Here is a 15,495-nt window from a genome sequence, read left to right on the forward strand (position 1 = left end):
GCGGCGTAGCAAGCAATCGGGTCACAATTTCGGCAAAGATGGGGTCGGAATGCGCCGGGCCAGTTGCGGGGTGGCGGGGTGTATCCGCACTGGCGGGACCGCGCGAAACCGGGTAAACACGGCAGTCAAAGGCAATCAGGACGTTTTCCATGACCACACGCGCGGGCTTCATAGCCCTGATCGGTGAACCCAATGCGGGCAAATCCACCCTGACCAACCGGATGGTGGGGGCCAAGGTCAGCATTGTCACCCACAAGGTGCAGACCACGCGCACCCGGATTCGGGGTGTGGCGCTGGATGGGCCGTCGCAACTGGTTTTTGTGGATACGCCGGGCCTGTTTCGTCCGCGCAGGCGTCTGGACCGCGCCATGGTCGCGGCCGCTTGGGGCGGGGCGGCGGATGCCGATGTGATCGTGCTGTTGATCGAAGCGCATCGCGGCCTGACCGACGGGGTGCAAAGCATTCTGGACACGCTGCGCGACCGTGTTACGCCCAAGCAGACAGTGGCGCTGGCCATCAACAAGATTGACCGTGTGAAATCTGAAGCACTGCTGGCGCTGACCGCCAAGATGAACGACGCCTATCCTTTCGCGCAGACCTTCCTAATCTCTGCCGAGCGCGGGCATGGTGTGGACGATCTGAAACACTGGCTGGCCGGGCAATTGCCCGAAGGACCGTGGCTTTATCCCGAAGACCAGATTGCCGATCTGCCCATGCGCATGATTGCCGCCGAAATGACGCGCGAGAAGCTGACCCTGCGCCTGCACGAAGAATTGCCCTACCAATTGACGGTCGAGAGCGAGAATTGGGAAGAGCGCACGGATGGCTCTGCCCGGATTGACCAGACGATCTATGTCATGCGCGATGGCCATAAGGGCATCGTGCTGGGCCATAAGGGCGAGACGATCAAGGCCATTTCCACTGCGGCGCGCGCCGAAATCAGCGAGTTTCTGGGCCGCCCGGTGCATCTGTTCCTGCAAGTGAAGGTGCGCGAAAACTGGATGGAGGAATCCGAGCGCTATTCCGAGATGGGGCTGGAGTTCCGCGACGGCAACGCATGAGCGGGGCGCGGCTGGCAACAGGTATCTGGGTTGCGGCCTATCTGAAGCGGCTGCAACTGGCGGGCATCCCGGCCTATGTCATCGCTAAAGGGGACACAACGGCAGGGGCCGTGCTGGTCAAGCTGGCGCTGATGGATGGCGGCGCGCGCGCCTATATCCGCCGCTACGATTTCGCAAGCGACACCCGCATTTGGGAGGTTTTGATCGAAGGGCCAGAAGCAGAGGTTGACGCGGCGGTTTCGCGCCAACGCGGCTTTGACAGCGACCTTTGGGTGATCGAACTAGAAGATGCGCGCGGGCGCCACCTGCTGGACGAGGATGGGCTTGCCTAAGGCCCGCGTGTTGCACCAAGCGGGCCATTTCGGGGAATGGTTGCAAGGGCGGCTTGGGCCAGAGGGACCGGTCGCATTGGTCAGCTTGCCCTGTCCGCACCCCGTGCTGCAAGTGTCATATCTGCCCGGACAAGGGCCACTGCGGGTGCAGGGCGCAGGGCTCAGCACCGGGCGGGCGCGGCGCTTTTTGCGGGCTTTGGGCTGCACGCTGGTTGGCCATGTGCGACTGCGCGCATTGGTGCCGCCGGGGCAGGGGATGGGGGTGTCGACGGCAAGCCTTGTGGCCTTGGCACGGCTTGCCGGGGTTTGCGGCCCCGACCCGGCGCTGGTGCGGGCCTGCCTGCGCAGCGAAGGGGCCAGCGATCCGATCTGGCTTGACCAGCCGGAACGGGTGCTTTGGGCCTCTCGGGAAGGACGCAGTTTGCAACCGCTTCCGCCGCTGCCGGGCTATCAGATTATCGGGGGCCTTTGGGGGCATGGGCAACGCACAGACCCCCGTGACACCCGCTTTCCTGATATCAGCGATCTTGTGGCGGATTGGGCGCAAGCGCGCGATCTGGCCGAATTCGCGGCGCTGGCCACCCTCAGCGCCAAGCGGTGCCTGAACCTGCGGGGGCGCGCCGATGACCCAACCGCGCAGCTTGCCGCGCGGGTCGGGGCATTGGGGTGGGTGGCCGCGCATACCGGCAGCGCGCGCGGGCTGATCTTTGCACCCGGCACCTTGCCGCAGGGGGCGGCGGCGGAAATGCGCGCGGCCGGGTTCCGCAACCTTGTCACGTTTCGCGCTGGTTCAGATCAGACCGACTGAAACCCGCGCAACAACTGGCGCAACCCGATCAGCGCGCCAACCACGATGCTTAGGAACACCACCGGCGCTGAATATGACAATGTTGCCATGGCCGATGCGCCTTGTCCGACCGAACAGCCCATGGCGATCACGCCGCCCACGCCCATCATGGACGCGCCCGCAACCTGACGGCCCAATTCGCGCGGGTCTTCGCAGGCTTCCCAACGGAAGCGGCGGCGCCATGCTGCGGCCAGCGCCGCGCCCAGCACCACACCGACCACAGAGCCAACGGCAAAGTTCAACCCGCCCGCGCTGGCGGTCATCAGATACAGAATGGCGCGGCCCAGCGGCACGGTGAAAGTAAAGCCTTCAACTGGCACGGCATCCAGCGTCGCACGATACAGCCATGATGTTGCAATGAACGCCCCGGCAATGGTCAGCCCCACCACCACCGACCAGCCGATCGTCGCGCGGTTGTGCCGCAAATCCGGGTGCCGCACCGCGACCCAGATCAACCCCAGCCCGATGGGCGCGGCAAAAAGCAAGGGCGGCAGGTCGGTCATCCTTGCGAAGGCATGGGCAAACCCTTGTGGAACCGTTGTTTCAACCTCTGGAAACAGCGCCACACGCAGCGGCGACAGCGGCCCGGCCAAGGTAATGAACCCGGCGATGGCCATAATCATGACAATCAGGAATGACCGCAAATCGCCACCGCCCAGCCGAACCAGCGCGCCGAAGCCGCAATTTCCGGCCAGTGCCATACCGTAGCCAAACAGCAGTCCGCCAAAGATGGCGGCAAAGGGGTTGAACGCGATCTGGTGATACGGGCTTTGCGAAATAAGCGCGAACCCCAAGGCTTCTGCGCCAAACAGCGTCAGGATGGCCACGCCCAGCACAACGCCCCACAGGCGCGCGCGCCTTTGGTCACCGCCATAGGCGGCACTTTCAATAGCGCCCAATGTGCAAAAATCGCCCATACGCGCGGCGACGCCCAGAATGATGCCGATCAGCAGACCGGCGCTACCGGCTAGCACCGGCGCGGGTAAATCCCACATTCAGCTCCTCCAACAGGTTGGCCCACAGGGGCGTGGGCCTGCCGTATGTCAGAGTATACAGAATGCCCAACGCAGCGTCACGGGAAAATCAGGACTGCGCCTGCGCGCAGAACATGTCATAGACCACGCCGATCAGGCGTTCGGCCTTTTGGTCGTGCAGCGCGTAGTAGATCGTCTTGCCCTCGCGCCGACAGGTCACGATCCCTTCCAGCCGCAAGCGGGCCAGTTGCTGGCTGACGGCAGCCTGCCGCGATTGCAGAAGCTCTTCCAACTCGCCCACAGATTTCTCGCCCGTGGACAGGTGACACAGGATCATCAGCCGCCCTTCATGCGCCAGCGCCTTTAAAAAGGCAGAGGCCGCCTGTGCCTGATCCAGCATGTCGGTTGGTGCAACACTGCCGCAAGTGCCGGACTGTGCCGAAGCCTCTTGCTCCAAAACCAAATTCTGCGTGTCCAGAGACATATCTCTTTCCCCTCAATCAGCCGCTTACCCTTCGGCCATGTGCTGCGCCATCAGTTGCAGTCGTTTGAATATGTAGAACGTCGAGCGCTGTAAAACAAGCCAGCCGCCCAAGATAAAGTCATTCCATTCCGCATATACCCGGGCTTGCAGGAAAAATGCGTGAAAAAGCGGCATGTCGCGGGACACAACGACAACACCCGCCAGCGAACTGGCGGGTGCGTTTCGTGCAGTGTGACCCCGAATTGGGTGGGGTGCAAACGATCAGGCGTCGCGCGGGTCTTCGCTGTCGCCGCGACCGCGCGGGTCATATCCGTCTTCATCCATCCCGGCGCTGCCGATTTCATCGAACAGTTCCGAAATTTCGAATTCCGCAGCCGCTTCTTCTTCGGCGGCCAATTCCTGAATGGATTTGCCAGAAGCCTGCAATTCAGCTTCTTCCGCGGAACGGGCCACGTTCAGGCGGATTTCCGCATCCACTTCGGGGTGCAGGTTCAGCAGGATCGTGTGAATGCCCAGAACCTTGATCGGCTGGCCGATCACGATCTGGCGGCGCTCAATGGTCACGCCGGCTTCGGCCAGCAGATCCGCCACGTCGCGGGTGCTGACAGAGCCATACAGCGCGCCAGCATCCGATGCCTGACGGATCACGACATAGGTCGTGCCATCCAGACGCTGGGCCACGTCCTGCGCTTCTTTCTTGGTTTCCAAGTTCTGCACTTCCAATTCGGCCTTGCGGGCTTCGAACGACTTGATGTTGTCGTCCGACGCACGCAGCGCCTTGCCCTGCGGCAGCAGGAAGTTGCGGGCGTAACCGGGCTTTACGTTCACGACATCGCCCATTTGGCCAAGCTTGGCCACGCGTTCCAGTAGGATAACTTGCATGATCTGTTCTCCTTACTTCACAGCGTAGGGCAGCAGCGCAAGGAAGCGGGCGCGCTTGATGGCGCGGGCCAGTTCACGCTGCTTCTTTGCCGACACGGCGGTGATGCGCGAGGGCACGATCTTGCCACGCTCGGAAATGTAGCGTTGCAGCAGGCGCGTGTCCTTGTAGTCGATCGCTGGGGCATTCTCGCCCGAGAAGGGACAAACCTTGCGGCGACGGAAAAACGGTTTGGTTGCCATGGTTCAGCTCTCCTTCACGATGCGCGGCGGCGCGGTTCGCGCTCGTCACGTTTCTGCATCTGGACCGAGGGGCCCTCTTCATGGGCGTCGACCTTCACGGTCAGAACGCGCATCACGTCGTCATGCAGGCGCATCAGGCGTTCCATTTCCTGCACCGCGGCGGCGGGCGCATCAGAGCGCAAGAAAGCGTAGTGACCCTTGCGGTTCTTGTTGATCTTGTAGGACATGGTTTTCACGCCCCAATATTCGTGATCAACCAGTTTCCCGCCATTATCGGCCAGAACCGTGCCAAAATGTTCGATAAGCGCTTCGGCCTGCGTGTTTGACAGGTCCTGACGCGCGATCATGACATGCTCGTATAGCGGCATGCGATCTCCATTCATGTGCTGGGCGCATTTCAAAAAGCAGGGCAATAACCTTTCCGCCCCTGCCTACGAGAGCTGCACCGGTGAAAGCTTCGCGGAAAGATGTGGTCCCTTAGCGGCAAATGGCGCGGGGCGCAAGCGCGCGGCGCTTCAAGCGCAAACAAATGCGCGCGCTCTTGTCAGCGCGCCATGACTGTCGCATAAGTGACGCAAGATTGTTTCGCAAAAAGGGGGCTTTTATGGCTCATACTCCTCTGATGACATCGCTTGGGGCCGACAGCTCGCTGGCGCGCAAATTGGCGATGGTGGCGTTCGGGTCGGTACTGGTGGGCATGTCCGCGCAGATCAGCGTGCCGATGTTCCCCGTGCCGATGACGCTGCAGACGCTGGCCATCATGCTGATCGGCCTGACCTACGGTGCGCGCTTGGCCGGGGCCACGCTGGTGGCGTATCTGGCGCAAGGCGCGCTGGGTTTCCCTGTCTTCGCAGGTGGCGCGGCGGGTGCCGCCTATATGTTCGGCCCGACCTTCGGCTTTCTGATGGGCTTTGTCGCGATGGCCTTTGTCATGGGCTGGCTGGTGGAGCGCGGCTTGAACCGTGGTTTTGGCCTGTTCGCCGCCGCGCTGATCGCAACCGCGCTTTTGTTTGTGCCGGGCACCCTATGGCTGACCGCTGTCACGCCGCTGACCCTGCAAGGCGCGTTCATGGCCGGTGCCGCACCGTTCCTGCTGGGCGAAGTGGTGAAGGTGGCTGTTGCCGCGCTGATCGTGTCGGGCGCGTTCAAGGCGCTGAAAGATCGCGTGAAGTGATTACGCCAAAGTTCTGAAAAGGCGGGCTTTTGGCCCGCCTTTTTTATGTGCGACAGCCAGGATGTAACAGGATCATTCCGCCGCGTGTTTGGGCTGGAAGCCGCGTTCCAGCATGTCATGCGGGGCGACCGGGTATTCGCCGGAAAAACATGCGTCGCAATATTGCGGGCAAGAATTGTTGCGCCCCTCTGCTTCGCCCGCGGCGCGATACAACCCGTCCAGCGAGACGAATTTCAGGCTATCCACCCCGATATGGTCGCGCATCTGGTCTTCGGTCATCTGCGCGGCCAGCAGGTTTTCACGGTCGGGCGTATCAACCCCGTAGAAGCATGGCCATGCGGTCGGCGGAGAGGCGATGCGGAAATGCACCTCTTTCGCACCCGCTTCGAGGATCATTTCCTTGATCTTCTGGCTGGTCGTGCCGCGCACCACCGAGTCGTCCACAAGGATAATCCGCTTGCCGCGAATAAGCGCGCGGTTCACGTTCAGCTTCAGCCGCACCCCCATGGACCGGATCTGCTGCGACGGTTCAATGAAGGTTCGGCCCATATATTGGTTGCGGGTAATCCCCAGGGCGAAAGGAATGCCCGATGCTTGGCTGTAGCCAATGGCAGCGGGCGTGCCGCTATCGGGCACCGGGCAGACCAGATCGGCATCAACCGGGGCTTCGCGTGCCAGTTCCACGCCAATTTGCAGCCGCGTTTCATAGACCGAGCGGCCACCGAAAAAGCTGTCGGGACGCGAGAAATACACATGTTCGAACACGCAAAACCGCGATTTCTGTGGCGCGAAGGGGCGCATGCTTTCCACGCCCTTGTCGCTGATGACGACCATTTCGCCCGGTTCGATCTCGCGCACGAAATCGGCGCCGATAATGTCCAATGCGCAGGTTTCCGATGCCAGCGCCCAACCGCCATGCAACGTGCCTAGCACCAGCGGGCGCACGCCCAGCGGGTCGCGCACCCCAATCAGCTTGGTGCGGGTCATGGCAACAACGGAAAACGCTCCCTCTGCCCGGCGCAGCGCGTCTTTCATCCGTTCTGGGATGGTCTGCTGGAACGACCGTGCCATCAGGTGGATCAGGCATTCGCTGTCAGAGCTGGATTGAAAAATAGAGCCGCGCTCGATCAACTCGCGCCGAATTGCATCGGCGTTGGTGATGTTGCCGTTATGCGCAATCGCCGCGCCGCCCATGGCGAATTCGCCAAAGAAGGGTTGCACATCGCGGATCTGCGTGGCCCCCTTGGACCCTGCCGTGGAATAGCGCACATGGCCGATGCCAATGCGCCCCGGCAGTGTTTCGATCACGCCCGCTTTCGTAAAATTGTCACGAACAAGCCCGAACCTGTGCGCAGACTGAAAGCCCGATTCGGGGTGATGGGTGATGATTCCACCCGCTTCTTGCCCGCGATGTTGCAGCGCGTGCAGGCCAAGGGCGACGAAACTGGCGGCGTCATCCACCCCGATACAGCCGAAAACGCCGCATTCTTCGCGTAGCTTGTCATCATCGAACGGGTGGCTGAGCATGGGGGCAACTCGCGGCTGGCCAGAAGTTGCGCCCGCTCTAACGCATTGCGCCGGGGCTGTCACCTGTTTGTGGGTCAGCTTGCGGTGCGGCGTGTCGCGAACAGGCTCACAAATCCGTGCCAAGCGGCGGCAAACATCTCTGCCATGAAGGCTGCGCGCAAGCGGCGGGCTTCATGTTCCAGCCGGGTCAGGTCGGCCATGTCGGTCGCGAAATTGTCGTTCTTGTGCATGTTCTGCTCCTTGCGCATATGCCGTTTGCAGCCGTCATGTAAATGCTGCGGTGCAGCAGTGCATCCACCAGTTTCGCAATGCCGCTTTGCATTTTGCGCAGGGCTGAGCGGTGCCCATTGATTTGTTAGCGCTAACTGATTACATCCGTGCCAGTAGCCGCACAGCCTTTGACCGGAGGACACGCCATGCCGCTTAACCCCACCATCGAAGCCGTGACCGACCGCATCCGCGCGCGCTCCAAAGCCAGTCGCGATGCCTATCTGGACCGCATGGCGCGCGCCGCCGAAGCCGGGCCGGTGCGGGCGCATCTGTCTTGCGGCAACCAAGCCCATGCCTATGCCGCCATGGGGGGCGACAAGGACACGCTTGCCGGTGGTCGCGCGCCCAATCTGGGGATTGTGACGGCGTATAATGACATGCTTTCGGCGCATCAACCGTTCGAGCATTACCCCGAGAAAATTCGCGCCGCAGCCCGCGCCGTGGGGGCGACCGCGCAAGTTGCAGGCGGCGTGCCCGCCATGTGCGACGGCGTGACCCAAGGCCAGCCGGGGATGGAATTGTCCCTGTTCTCGCGCGACACGATCGCCTTGGCGGCTGGCGTCGCCATGAGCCATAATTGTTTTGACGCTGCCGTTTACCTTGGCGTCTGCGACAAGATCGTGCCGGGCCTGATCATTGCCGCCGCTACATTCGGCCATGTGCCCACCGTGTTCGTGCCCGCAGGCCCTATGGTCAGTGGTCTGCCCAATGACGAAAAGGCGAAGGTCCGCCAGCAATTCGCCAAGGGCGAGATCGGGCGTGAAGAGTTGATGAAGGCTGAGATGGCCAGCTATCACGGCCCCGGCACCTGCACTTTTTATGGCACGGCGAACACCAACCAGATGCTGATGGAATTCATGGGGCTGCACCTGCCGGGCGCAAGCTTCGTCAATCCCGGCACGCCGTTGCGAGAGGCGCTGACCACCGCCTCTGCCCAACGCGCGCTGGAAATCACGGCGCTTGGCAATGATTATCGCCCGGCGGGGCAGGTGCTGGATGAGCGCGCCTTCGTCAATGGCATGGTCGGGCTGATGGCCACGGGCGGGTCAACCAACCTTGTGCTGCACCTGCCTGCCATGGCGCGCGCGGCGGGTATTCATCTAACACTCGAAGATTTCGCCGATATCTCTGCCAACGTGCCCTTGATGGCCAAGGTCTATCCAAACGGTCTGGCCGATGTGAACCATTTCCACGCCGCGGGCGGGCTTGGTTTCATGATTGGCGAATTGTTGGATGCGGGGTTGCTGCATGATGATGTTTGCACCGTCGCGGGCGACGGGCTGAAACGCTATGCGCAGGAACCCAAATTGCGCGACGGCGCGCTGGTCTGGGAAGATGGCGCAGGCGAAACGCTGAATGACAAGATCCTGCGGCCCCTGTCTGACCCGTTCCAGAAATCTGGCGGGCTGGCACAACTGTCGGGCAATCTTGGGCAGGGGGTTATCAAGGTCTCGGCGGTGGACCCGTCGCGCCATGTGATCGAAGCGCCCGTGCGCATTTTCCACGATCAGGTTGATGTCAAAACCGCATTCCAAGCGGGGCAGATCACCGAAGACACCATCGTCGTTGTCCGCTTCCAAGGCCCTGCCGCCAATGGCATGCCCGAACTGCACTCTCTGACGCCGATCCTGTCGGTGCTGCAAGATCGTGGGTTGAAAGTGGCGCTTGTCACTGATGGGCGCATGTCGGGGGCCAGCGGCAAGGTGCCCGCCGCGATTCATGTGGCACCCGAAGCGGCCAAGGGCGGCCCGCTGGCAAAGCTGCGCGATGGCGACCGCGTGCGGCTTGACGCGACAAAGGGCAGGCTGGACGTTTTGGAGCCCGATTTCGACAGCCGCGCGCTTGTCACCATCGACCTTTCGGCCAATGATTACGGCATCGGGCGCGAATTGTTCAAAGTGTTCCGCGCCAATGTGGGGGATTCCACCGAAGGGGCAGGGGTCGTCGTCTGACCCATTCATCCTTGCAAAAATATCCCGGGGGAGTCGCACCGAAGGTGCGGCGGGGGCAGCGCCCCCAAACCAAAAGCCATGGGTAGCGCCCCCTAATCTTCGGGGGCCAGCTTCCAGCGTGCCTCGTTTTCCTCGATCGCGCGAATGCGGTCTTCGGTTGACGGGTGGCTCATCATCCAAGCGGGCAGTCCACCGCCCACCCCCGTCAGCGCGTTCAGCTTGCGAAACAGCGATTTTTGCGGTTCCGTTCCCAGCCCGGCCTTGAGCATCAGGGCAGAGGCATAGGCGTCTGCCTCATACTCGTCATTGCGGCTGAGCTTGGAGGCCAAAAGTGCGGTCAACGCATTGGCCAAGACCACGCCCAAGCCCGGCAGGAACCGGCTGAACACCGCCGCCAATGCGATGCGAATGGCGTTGGTGCCGGAAAAGTCGATCATCCGTTTGCGGGTATGGCCAAGCGCCACATGGCCCAGTTCATGCGCGATCACGCTGGCCATTTCCTCGGCCGTCACCTCGCCTGTGCGGTAGCGGTTGTAAAACCCCCGTGTGATGAAGATGCGCCCATCGGGGGCAGCCAGCCCGTTGACCGGCTCTATCTCATAGATATGCACTTTGATCGCGGGCACGCCGACCGCGCCTGCGAAATGGTCGGTCAGCCTTTTCAGCCTTGGGTCGGCCAGTTCGGTCGATTTCGCATCCAACTCGCGCTTGGTGCGCCAGGCAGACAGCATATACATGACAAGCGCGTAGCCGATGGCCAACAGAAAGGGCGAGAGTTTCAACATGCCCAAGATATGGGGCGTTGCAGGCTTTCTGGCAATGCGGTTTCGGGGCCACAGATGTGTCAGATTGCCCTGCGTGATGACCATGCGGTGTAGATGATCGCCGTGTCCGCCTGCGGGTGTTGCGCCAAACACCAAGCCATGCTGGCATGGCTTGGTGGGACGTGTTGCCGTGTTTCGGGGCGCAGCCTGCCCAGTGCGGTTATTGAAGGCGCGCCGACGCCGGTTTTCTATGCGCAGATGCTTGTGCCGCAAACGGCGATGACCCGCCCGCAGAATTCCCAAGTTTGAAAAAGCTCAACTCGTTGCTCAGCTCGCTGGACGTGCGGGTCAGGCTTTCGCTTGCATGGGCGGCCTGATCGGCAAGAACGGCATTGTCGCGCGTGGTTCTGTCCAACTGTGCGACTGCGGAACTGATATTGTTCAACGCCAAGGATTGTTCGGTCGTGGTGGCCACGATTTCGGATGCGCTTTGCGAGACCGCGTTGATACTGCTGAGAATATCATTCAATGCCTCTTCGGTTTTGCCAACAAGCTGCGCACCGTCATTGACTTCGCGGGCGCTTGCTTCGATCAGGACGGTGATCTCCTTGGCTGCGGCAGAGGATCGTTGCGCCAACTCGCGCACTTCCGACGCAACAACACCGAAGCCACGTCCTGCGGCCCCTGCGCGCGCCGCCTCGATAGAGGCGTTGAGCGACAGTAGATTGGTTTGCAGCGCGATCCCTTCGATCACATCCACGATCTGCGACACCTTGCGCGAGGCCTTCTTGATCCGGTCCATCGCGGCATTCGTCTCTGACACGATTTCCGTGCTCGCCTCGCTGCGTTCGCGCGTGGCGTTCGTCATGGTTTCGATCTGCTTGGCGCTGTTCACGGTGGACCGTGATCCCGCCGACAGTTCTTCTAAAGCGGCGGCGGTTTCTTCAAGGCTGGACGCGGCGCTATTGGTGTGGTCCTGCAATTCTTGGGACTGGGTGTTCAGCTTGGACCCTGTTTCCTCAACAAGCGCGGCCACATAGCTTGTTTTGCCGATCAATTCGGCGGTTTTTGTCATGGCTTGGTTCAGCGCATCGGCAATGCGGGCCATTCCGGCCAAGCTGCTGACGGGCACCAAGGTCGTCAGATCCCCTTCGCGCAACCGATACAGCCCTTGGGCGATGTCTTCGATGGCGTGAACCTGTTCCGTGACATCGGTCGCAACTTTGACCACGCGTTCAATCACGCCATCAGCGTTCTTGACGGGGGCATAGGTTGCCTGAATCCAGATCGTTTGGCCCGATTTGGTCACGCGCGGAAATTGCCCGGTAAAGACCTGCCCGGCGCGAATGTCGTTCCAGAATTTTCGATACTCGGGGCTTTGACCGTAGTCGCGATCCACAAAAATCCGATGATGACGCCCGGTGATCTCGTCCAACGTGTATTCGACGGCGGCCAGAAAATTGGCATTGGCATAGAGGATCGTTCCATCTGGCCGGAACTGGATCGTGGCTTGGGTTTCATCCACCATCTGTAGCAACGCCTTGGAGATCGCTGCATGATCCGTGTCTGCGATTTTGGTCAATGTCGTCAGGTCTTGGATTGCGCTGGTCATAGGAACCTTCTAGGATTTACTGCCACAATGTCGGATTGATAACGGTCGTTTTCCCCATTGTTTTAGGCTGGGGCGGACTGTCTGTTGCCAAGCAAGAACCGTGCCACATGGCCCGCAGCATGGTATTCACTTTCGCCTTGGGTGCAGGGCCGGGTTACAAGACAGCGCAGAGCAAGAGGTGCCTTTATGTATTTCCATCCGCCCGCGCGCGTCGCCCGCCCGAATGGCGCAATGCAAATGGGTCGCCGCGCATGAGGGTCGCGCAGTGGGGCGACAAGCGCATCTTGTTCCAGATGGCGGCAGCGCCCGAATATGGCCCCTTTTTGCAAGCGCGCATCCAGCCGGTGATGACTGGCATTGGCCCGGTAGAGGCCGCGGTGGTCATGGCCGCCACGCTAGAGGGGATGGCGCGTGACGATGGCTTGCCCGATCTGGTGGTCAGCCTTGGCTCTGCCGGATCGGCACGGCTGGAGCATTGCGCAGTGTATCAGGCCAGCCATGTCGCTTATCGCGATATGGATGCCTCTGCCCTGGGGTTTGAAAAAGGTGCAACCCCGCTTTTGGACCTGCCGCCCGTGCTGCCGCTTGCACCATCTGTGCCGGGGCTGGCGCAGGCCAGCTTGTCCACCGGGGCGAATGTGGTGTCGGGCACGGGTTACAACGCCATCGCGCAGGATATGGTCGATATGGAAAGCTTTGCCGTGCTGCGCGCCTGCCAACGGTATGGCCTGCCGCTGATCGCGCTGCGCGGTATTTCCGACGGGGCCGCGCCGCTGGACGGGCTGCATAGCTGGACCGAATACCTGCATATCGTGGATGAAAACCTCGCGGTTGCGCTGGACCATCTGCGCGCCGCTTTGGAACAGGGCAGTCTTGCGCTGCAATAGCCTGTTTGCGCGACCACGGGGACGCGCTCTTGCGCAACCTTGCAAAGCGCACTACGCAAGTGCCATCTTTTTTGACAGAGCCGGAGACCCATCATGGCCAGACCCAAAATCGCACTTATCGGTGCCGGACAGATTGGCGGGACGCTTGCGCATCTCGTTGCGCTCAAGGAATTGGGCGATGTCGTCCTGTTCGACATTGCTGACGGCACCCCGCAAGGCAAGGCGCTGGACATCGCCGAATCCGGCCCGTCCGAAGGGTTCGATGCGGCGTTGAAAGGCACCACCGATTATGCCGATATCGCGGGGGCTGATGTCTGCATCGTGACCGCGGGCGTGCCGCGCAAGCCGGGGATGAGCCGTGACGACCTCTTGGGCATCAACCTGAAGGTCATGAAGGCCGTGGGCGAAGGTATCCGCGATAACGCGCCCGAAGCCTTCGTGATCTGCATCACCAACCCGCTCGATGCGATGGTCTGGGCGCTGCGCGAATTCTCTGGCCTGCCGCATAACAAGGTCGTCGGCATGGCGGGTGTGCTGGACTCGGCACGCTTCCGCCATTTCCTCAGCGTGGAATTCAACGTGTCCATGCGCGATGTCACCGCCTTCGTGCTGGGCGGCCATGGCGATACCATGGTGCCGCTGACCCGGTATTCCACCGTGGCCGGTATTCCGCTGCCCGACCTGGTCAGCATGGGCTGGACCACCCAAGACAAGCTGGATGCGATCGTGCAGCGCACCCGCGATGGTGGCGCAGAGATCGTCGGCCTGCTGAAAACCGGCTCGGCGTTCTACGCGCCTGCCACCAGCGCAATCGAGATGGCCGAAGCCTATCTGAAAGACCAGCGCCGCCTGCTGCCCTGCGCGGCCTATTGCGACGGCGAATTCGGGCTGAAGGGCATGTATGTAGGCGTGCCGACCATTATCGGCGCGAACGGCATCGAGAAGGTCGTCGACATCAAGTTGGCCAAGGACGAGCAAGCGATGTTCGACAAATCGGTCGATGCAGTGAAAGGCTTGGTCGAGGCCTGCAAGGCCATTGACCCGACGCTGGCGTAAACCACCATAGCCAGAACAGCTTGCAAAGGGCCGCCCGAGTCGCGGCCCTTTTTTCATGTCTCGGTCGCTAACCCGTTGATAGCGATACCGCGTTGGAATTGTGATCACAGTTTTCAATCAAGTGATCACAAAATTTCGATTTCGGTCGCGTTGCGAGATTTTGACGCAGTTTGCCATTGTTTTTTGTCATGTTTCTGCCATGCACGGTGCAACTGAAAGCCGAAATGGGACAGTGTCATGAATATTCACGAATACCAGGCCAAAGGGCTGCTGCGCTCTTACGGGGTGCCGGTCTCGGATGGTCGCGTTGTGCTGCGCGCCGAGGAAGCGAAAACCGCCGCAGGCGAATTGGATGGCCCGCTTTGGGTGGTCAAGGCGCAGATCCATGCCGGCGGTCGCGGCAAAGGACATTTCAAAGAAGCATCCGCCGGTGAAAAGGGCGGCGTGCGTCTGGCCAAGTCGGTAGGCGAAGCCGAAGAGATGGCCAAGCAGATGCTGGGCCGCACGTTGGTCACGCACCAGACCGGCCCCGCCGGCAAGCAGGTGGGCCGCATTTACATCGAAGACGGGTCCGACATTGAACGCGAGTTGTATCTGGCACTTCTGGTCGACCGTGTGACCAGCCGCATCAGCTTTGTCGTGTCCACCGAAGGCGGTATGGACATCGAGGAAGTCGCGGCCAACACGCCCGAGAAAATCCTGTCCTTCTCTGTCGATCCGGCCACGGGCATTCAGGGCTTCCATGGCCGCCGCGTGGCCTTTGCGCTGGGGCTGCAAGGCAAGCAGGTCAAGCAATGCGTGGACCTTGTGAACAAGCTGTATAAGCTGTTCGTCGAGCGTGATGCAGAGATGATCGAAATCAACCCGCTGATCGTCAGCGATGCGGGCGATCTGAAATGTCTGGACGCGAAGATGGGCTTCGATTCCAACGCGCTGTATCGTCAGTCGGACATTCTGGCGCTGCGCGATGAAACGGAAGAAGACCCCAAGGAACTGCAAGCCAGCAAATATGACCTGAACTATATCGCGCTGGATGGCGAAATTGGCTGCATGGTCAACGGCGCCGGTCTGGCCATGGCGACGATGGACATCATCAAGCTGTATGGTGCCGAACCTGCCAACTTCCTTGACGTGGGTGGTGGCGCAACGCGTGAGAAGGTGACGGAAGCTTTCAAGATCATCACCTCTGACCCGAATGTCAAAGGCATTTTGGTCAACATTTTCGGCGGCATCATGCGCTGCGACATCATCGCCGAAGGCGTGATCGCCGCGGTGAAAGAGGTCGGCCTGCAAGTGCCGCTGGTGGTGCGCCTTGAAGGCACGAATGTGGAAAAAGGCAAGGAGATCATTGCGAATTCCGGCCTGAACGTGATCGCGGCGGACGACCTGAAAGACGGCGCGCAGAAGATCGTCAAAGCGGTGAAGGGATAAGA

General features: G+C 61.1%; 18 protein-coding genes. 8 read left to right on the plus strand and 10 right to left on the minus strand.

The window, feature by feature from the left end:
• Window positions 1-149: 149 nt before the first annotated feature.
• Genes era through AWT76_RS06640 form a run of 3 tightly spaced genes read left to right on the plus strand, consistent with a single transcriptional unit; the run spans window position 150 to window position 2,201 of the window.
• Complete coding sequence (gene era / locus AWT76_RS06630; RefSeq protein ID WP_072245650.1) at window positions 150-1,061, plus strand: GTPase Era; 912 nt, start codon at window positions 150-152, stop codon at window positions 1,059-1,061.
• Window positions 1,058-1,393, plus strand: coding sequence for a DUF1491 family protein (locus tag AWT76_RS06635; RefSeq protein WP_072245651.1), 336 nt, complete (start codon window positions 1,058-1,060; stop codon window positions 1,391-1,393). The genes era and AWT76_RS06635 overlap by 4 nt, the downstream gene beginning before the upstream one ends.
• On the plus strand, window positions 1,380-2,201 hold the full coding sequence (locus AWT76_RS06640) for a hypothetical protein (RefSeq protein ID WP_072245652.1): 822 nt from the start codon (window positions 1,380-1,382) through the stop codon (window positions 2,199-2,201). Before AWT76_RS06635 ends, AWT76_RS06640 begins: the two co-directional genes overlap by 14 nt.
• On the opposite strand, the gene AWT76_RS06645 is transcribed toward AWT76_RS06640, so the two are convergent.
• The 6 genes from AWT76_RS06645 to rpsF form a co-directional block, all read right to left on the minus strand.
• Window positions 2,189-3,235: a YeeE/YedE family protein gene (locus tag AWT76_RS06645; protein ID WP_072245653.1), complete on the minus strand. Its 1,047-nt coding sequence runs from the start codon at window positions 3,233-3,235 to the stop codon at window positions 2,189-2,191. The genes AWT76_RS06640 and AWT76_RS06645 overlap by 13 nt on opposite strands.
• 88 nt (window positions 3,236-3,323) lie before the next feature.
• On the minus strand, window positions 3,324-3,614 hold the full coding sequence (locus AWT76_RS06650) for an ArsR/SmtB family transcription factor (RefSeq protein ID WP_245638839.1): 291 nt from the start codon (window positions 3,612-3,614) through the stop codon (window positions 3,324-3,326).
• Window positions 3,615-3,722: 108 nt separating this feature from the next.
• Entirely contained in the window at window positions 3,723-3,884 is a 162-nt protein-coding gene (locus AWT76_RS16920; protein ID WP_176699355.1) for a hypothetical protein, read from the minus strand.
• 75 nt (window positions 3,885-3,959) lie between these two features.
• The gene (rplI, locus tag AWT76_RS06655; protein WP_072245654.1) at window positions 3,960-4,580 is read right to left on the minus strand and encodes a 50S ribosomal protein L9; all 621 of its coding nucleotides are present in this window, start codon (window positions 4,578-4,580) and stop codon (window positions 3,960-3,962) included.
• Window positions 4,581-4,592: 12 nt separating this feature from the next.
• Window positions 4,593-4,820 carry a 30S ribosomal protein S18 gene (gene rpsR / locus AWT76_RS06660; RefSeq protein ID WP_036700444.1) on the minus strand — a complete coding sequence of 76 codons (228 nt, stop codon included), beginning with the start codon at window positions 4,818-4,820 and terminating at the stop codon, window positions 4,593-4,595.
• A gap of 14 nt (window positions 4,821-4,834) precedes the next feature.
• Entirely contained in the window at window positions 4,835-5,188 is a 354-nt protein-coding gene (rpsF, locus tag AWT76_RS06665; protein ID WP_072247543.1) for a 30S ribosomal protein S6, read from the minus strand.
• 236 nt (window positions 5,189-5,424) lie between these two features.
• Here rpsF and AWT76_RS06670 point away from each other — a divergent pair, with 236 nt between their 5' ends.
• Entirely contained in the window at window positions 5,425-5,994 is a 570-nt protein-coding gene (locus AWT76_RS06670; RefSeq protein ID WP_072247545.1) for a biotin transporter BioY, read from the plus strand.
• Between the two features lie 72 nt (window positions 5,995-6,066).
• On the opposite strand, the gene purF is transcribed toward AWT76_RS06670, so the two are convergent.
• Window positions 6,067-7,521 carry an amidophosphoribosyltransferase gene (gene purF / locus AWT76_RS06675; protein WP_072245655.1) on the minus strand — a complete coding sequence of 485 codons (1,455 nt, stop codon included), beginning with the start codon at window positions 7,519-7,521 and terminating at the stop codon, window positions 6,067-6,069.
• A gap of 74 nt (window positions 7,522-7,595) precedes the next feature.
• Window positions 7,596-7,751 carry an RSP_7527 family protein gene (locus tag AWT76_RS16925; RefSeq protein WP_176699356.1) on the minus strand — a complete coding sequence of 52 codons (156 nt, stop codon included), beginning with the start codon at window positions 7,749-7,751 and terminating at the stop codon, window positions 7,596-7,598.
• Between the two features lie 186 nt (window positions 7,752-7,937).
• Here AWT76_RS16925 and edd point away from each other — a divergent pair, with 186 nt between their 5' ends.
• Window positions 7,938-9,743, plus strand: a complete 1,806-nt coding sequence (edd, locus tag AWT76_RS06680; protein ID WP_072245656.1) for a phosphogluconate dehydratase — start codon at window positions 7,938-7,940, stop codon at window positions 9,741-9,743.
• Between the two features lie 92 nt (window positions 9,744-9,835).
• On the opposite strand, the gene AWT76_RS06685 is transcribed toward edd, so the two are convergent.
• Together AWT76_RS06685 and AWT76_RS06690 are read right to left on the minus strand one after the other, a co-directional pair.
• Window positions 9,836-10,528 (minus strand): M48 family metallopeptidase, encoded by a 693-nt coding sequence (locus tag AWT76_RS06685; protein ID WP_072247547.1) that lies wholly within the window; start codon window positions 10,526-10,528, stop codon window positions 9,836-9,838.
• Between the two features lie 199 nt (window positions 10,529-10,727).
• The gene (locus AWT76_RS06690) at window positions 10,728-12,119 is read right to left on the minus strand and encodes a methyl-accepting chemotaxis protein (RefSeq protein WP_072245657.1); all 1,392 of its coding nucleotides are present in this window, start codon (window positions 12,117-12,119) and stop codon (window positions 10,728-10,730) included.
• A 251-nt stretch (window positions 12,120-12,370) separates the two neighbouring features.
• Between AWT76_RS06690 and AWT76_RS06695 the strand changes: the two genes are divergently transcribed.
• The 3 genes from AWT76_RS06695 to sucC all read left to right on the plus strand — a co-directional run bounded on the left by AWT76_RS06695 (window position 12,371) and on the right by sucC (window position 15,493).
• Window positions 12,371-13,006 (plus strand): 5'-methylthioadenosine/S-adenosylhomocysteine nucleosidase, encoded by a 636-nt coding sequence (locus tag AWT76_RS06695; RefSeq protein ID WP_072247549.1) that lies wholly within the window; start codon window positions 12,371-12,373, stop codon window positions 13,004-13,006.
• Window positions 13,007-13,099: 93 nt separating this feature from the next.
• Window positions 13,100-14,062: a malate dehydrogenase gene (mdh, locus tag AWT76_RS06700; protein WP_072245658.1), complete on the plus strand. Its 963-nt coding sequence runs from the start codon at window positions 13,100-13,102 to the stop codon at window positions 14,060-14,062.
• Between the two features lie 237 nt (window positions 14,063-14,299).
• Window positions 14,300-15,493 carry an ADP-forming succinate--CoA ligase subunit beta gene (gene sucC / locus AWT76_RS06705; protein WP_072245659.1) on the plus strand — a complete coding sequence of 398 codons (1,194 nt, stop codon included), beginning with the start codon at window positions 14,300-14,302 and terminating at the stop codon, window positions 15,491-15,493.
• Window positions 15,494-15,495 lie beyond the last annotated feature (2 nt).

The organism is Roseibaca calidilacus (genome assembly GCF_001517585.1).
In the GTDB taxonomy this organism is placed as follows: Bacteria; Pseudomonadota; Alphaproteobacteria; order Rhodobacterales; family Rhodobacteraceae; genus Roseinatronobacter; species Roseinatronobacter calidilacus.

Bases quoted from the DNA above. Each gene is read 5' to 3' on its own strand.
- era (WP_072245650.1), top strand. From the start codon at position 150: ATGACCACACGCGCGGGCTTCATAGCCCTGATCGGTGAACCCAATGCG.
- AWT76_RS06635 (WP_072245651.1), top strand. From the start codon at position 1,058: ATGAGCGGGGCGCGGCTGGCAACAGGTATCTGGGTTGCGGCCTATCTG.
- AWT76_RS06640 (WP_072245652.1), top strand. From the start codon at position 1,380: ATGGGCTTGCCTAAGGCCCGCGTGTTGCACCAAGCGGGCCATTTCGGG.
- AWT76_RS06645 (WP_072245653.1), bottom strand. From the start codon at position 3,235: ATGTGGGATTTACCCGCGCCGGTGCTAGCCGGTAGCGCCGGTCTGCTG.
- AWT76_RS06650 (WP_245638839.1), bottom strand. From the start codon at position 3,614: ATGCTGGATCAGGCACAGGCGGCCTCTGCCTTTTTAAAGGCGCTGGCG.
- rplI (WP_072245654.1), bottom strand. From the start codon at position 4,580: ATGCAAGTTATCCTACTGGAACGCGTGGCCAAGCTTGGCCAAATGGGC.
- rpsR (WP_036700444.1), bottom strand. From the start codon at position 4,820: ATGGCAACCAAACCGTTTTTCCGTCGCCGCAAGGTTTGTCCCTTCTCG.
- rpsF (WP_072247543.1), bottom strand. From the start codon at position 5,188: ATGCCGCTATACGAGCATGTCATGATCGCGCGTCAGGACCTGTCAAAC.
- AWT76_RS06670 (WP_072247545.1), top strand. From the start codon at position 5,425: ATGGCTCATACTCCTCTGATGACATCGCTTGGGGCCGACAGCTCGCTG.
- purF (WP_072245655.1), bottom strand. From the start codon at position 7,521: ATGCTCAGCCACCCGTTCGATGATGACAAGCTACGCGAAGAATGCGGC.
- AWT76_RS16925 (WP_176699356.1), bottom strand. From the start codon at position 7,751: ATGCACAAGAACGACAATTTCGCGACCGACATGGCCGACCTGACCCGG.
- edd (WP_072245656.1), top strand. From the start codon at position 7,938: ATGCCGCTTAACCCCACCATCGAAGCCGTGACCGACCGCATCCGCGCG.
- AWT76_RS06685 (WP_072247547.1), bottom strand. From the start codon at position 10,528: ATGTTGAAACTCTCGCCCTTTCTGTTGGCCATCGGCTACGCGCTTGTC.
- AWT76_RS06690 (WP_072245657.1), bottom strand. From the start codon at position 12,119: ATGACCAGCGCAATCCAAGACCTGACGACATTGACCAAAATCGCAGAC.
- AWT76_RS06695 (WP_072247549.1), top strand. From the start codon at position 12,371: ATGAGGGTCGCGCAGTGGGGCGACAAGCGCATCTTGTTCCAGATGGCG.
- mdh (WP_072245658.1), top strand. From the start codon at position 13,100: ATGGCCAGACCCAAAATCGCACTTATCGGTGCCGGACAGATTGGCGGG.
- sucC (WP_072245659.1), top strand. From the start codon at position 14,300: ATGAATATTCACGAATACCAGGCCAAAGGGCTGCTGCGCTCTTACGGG.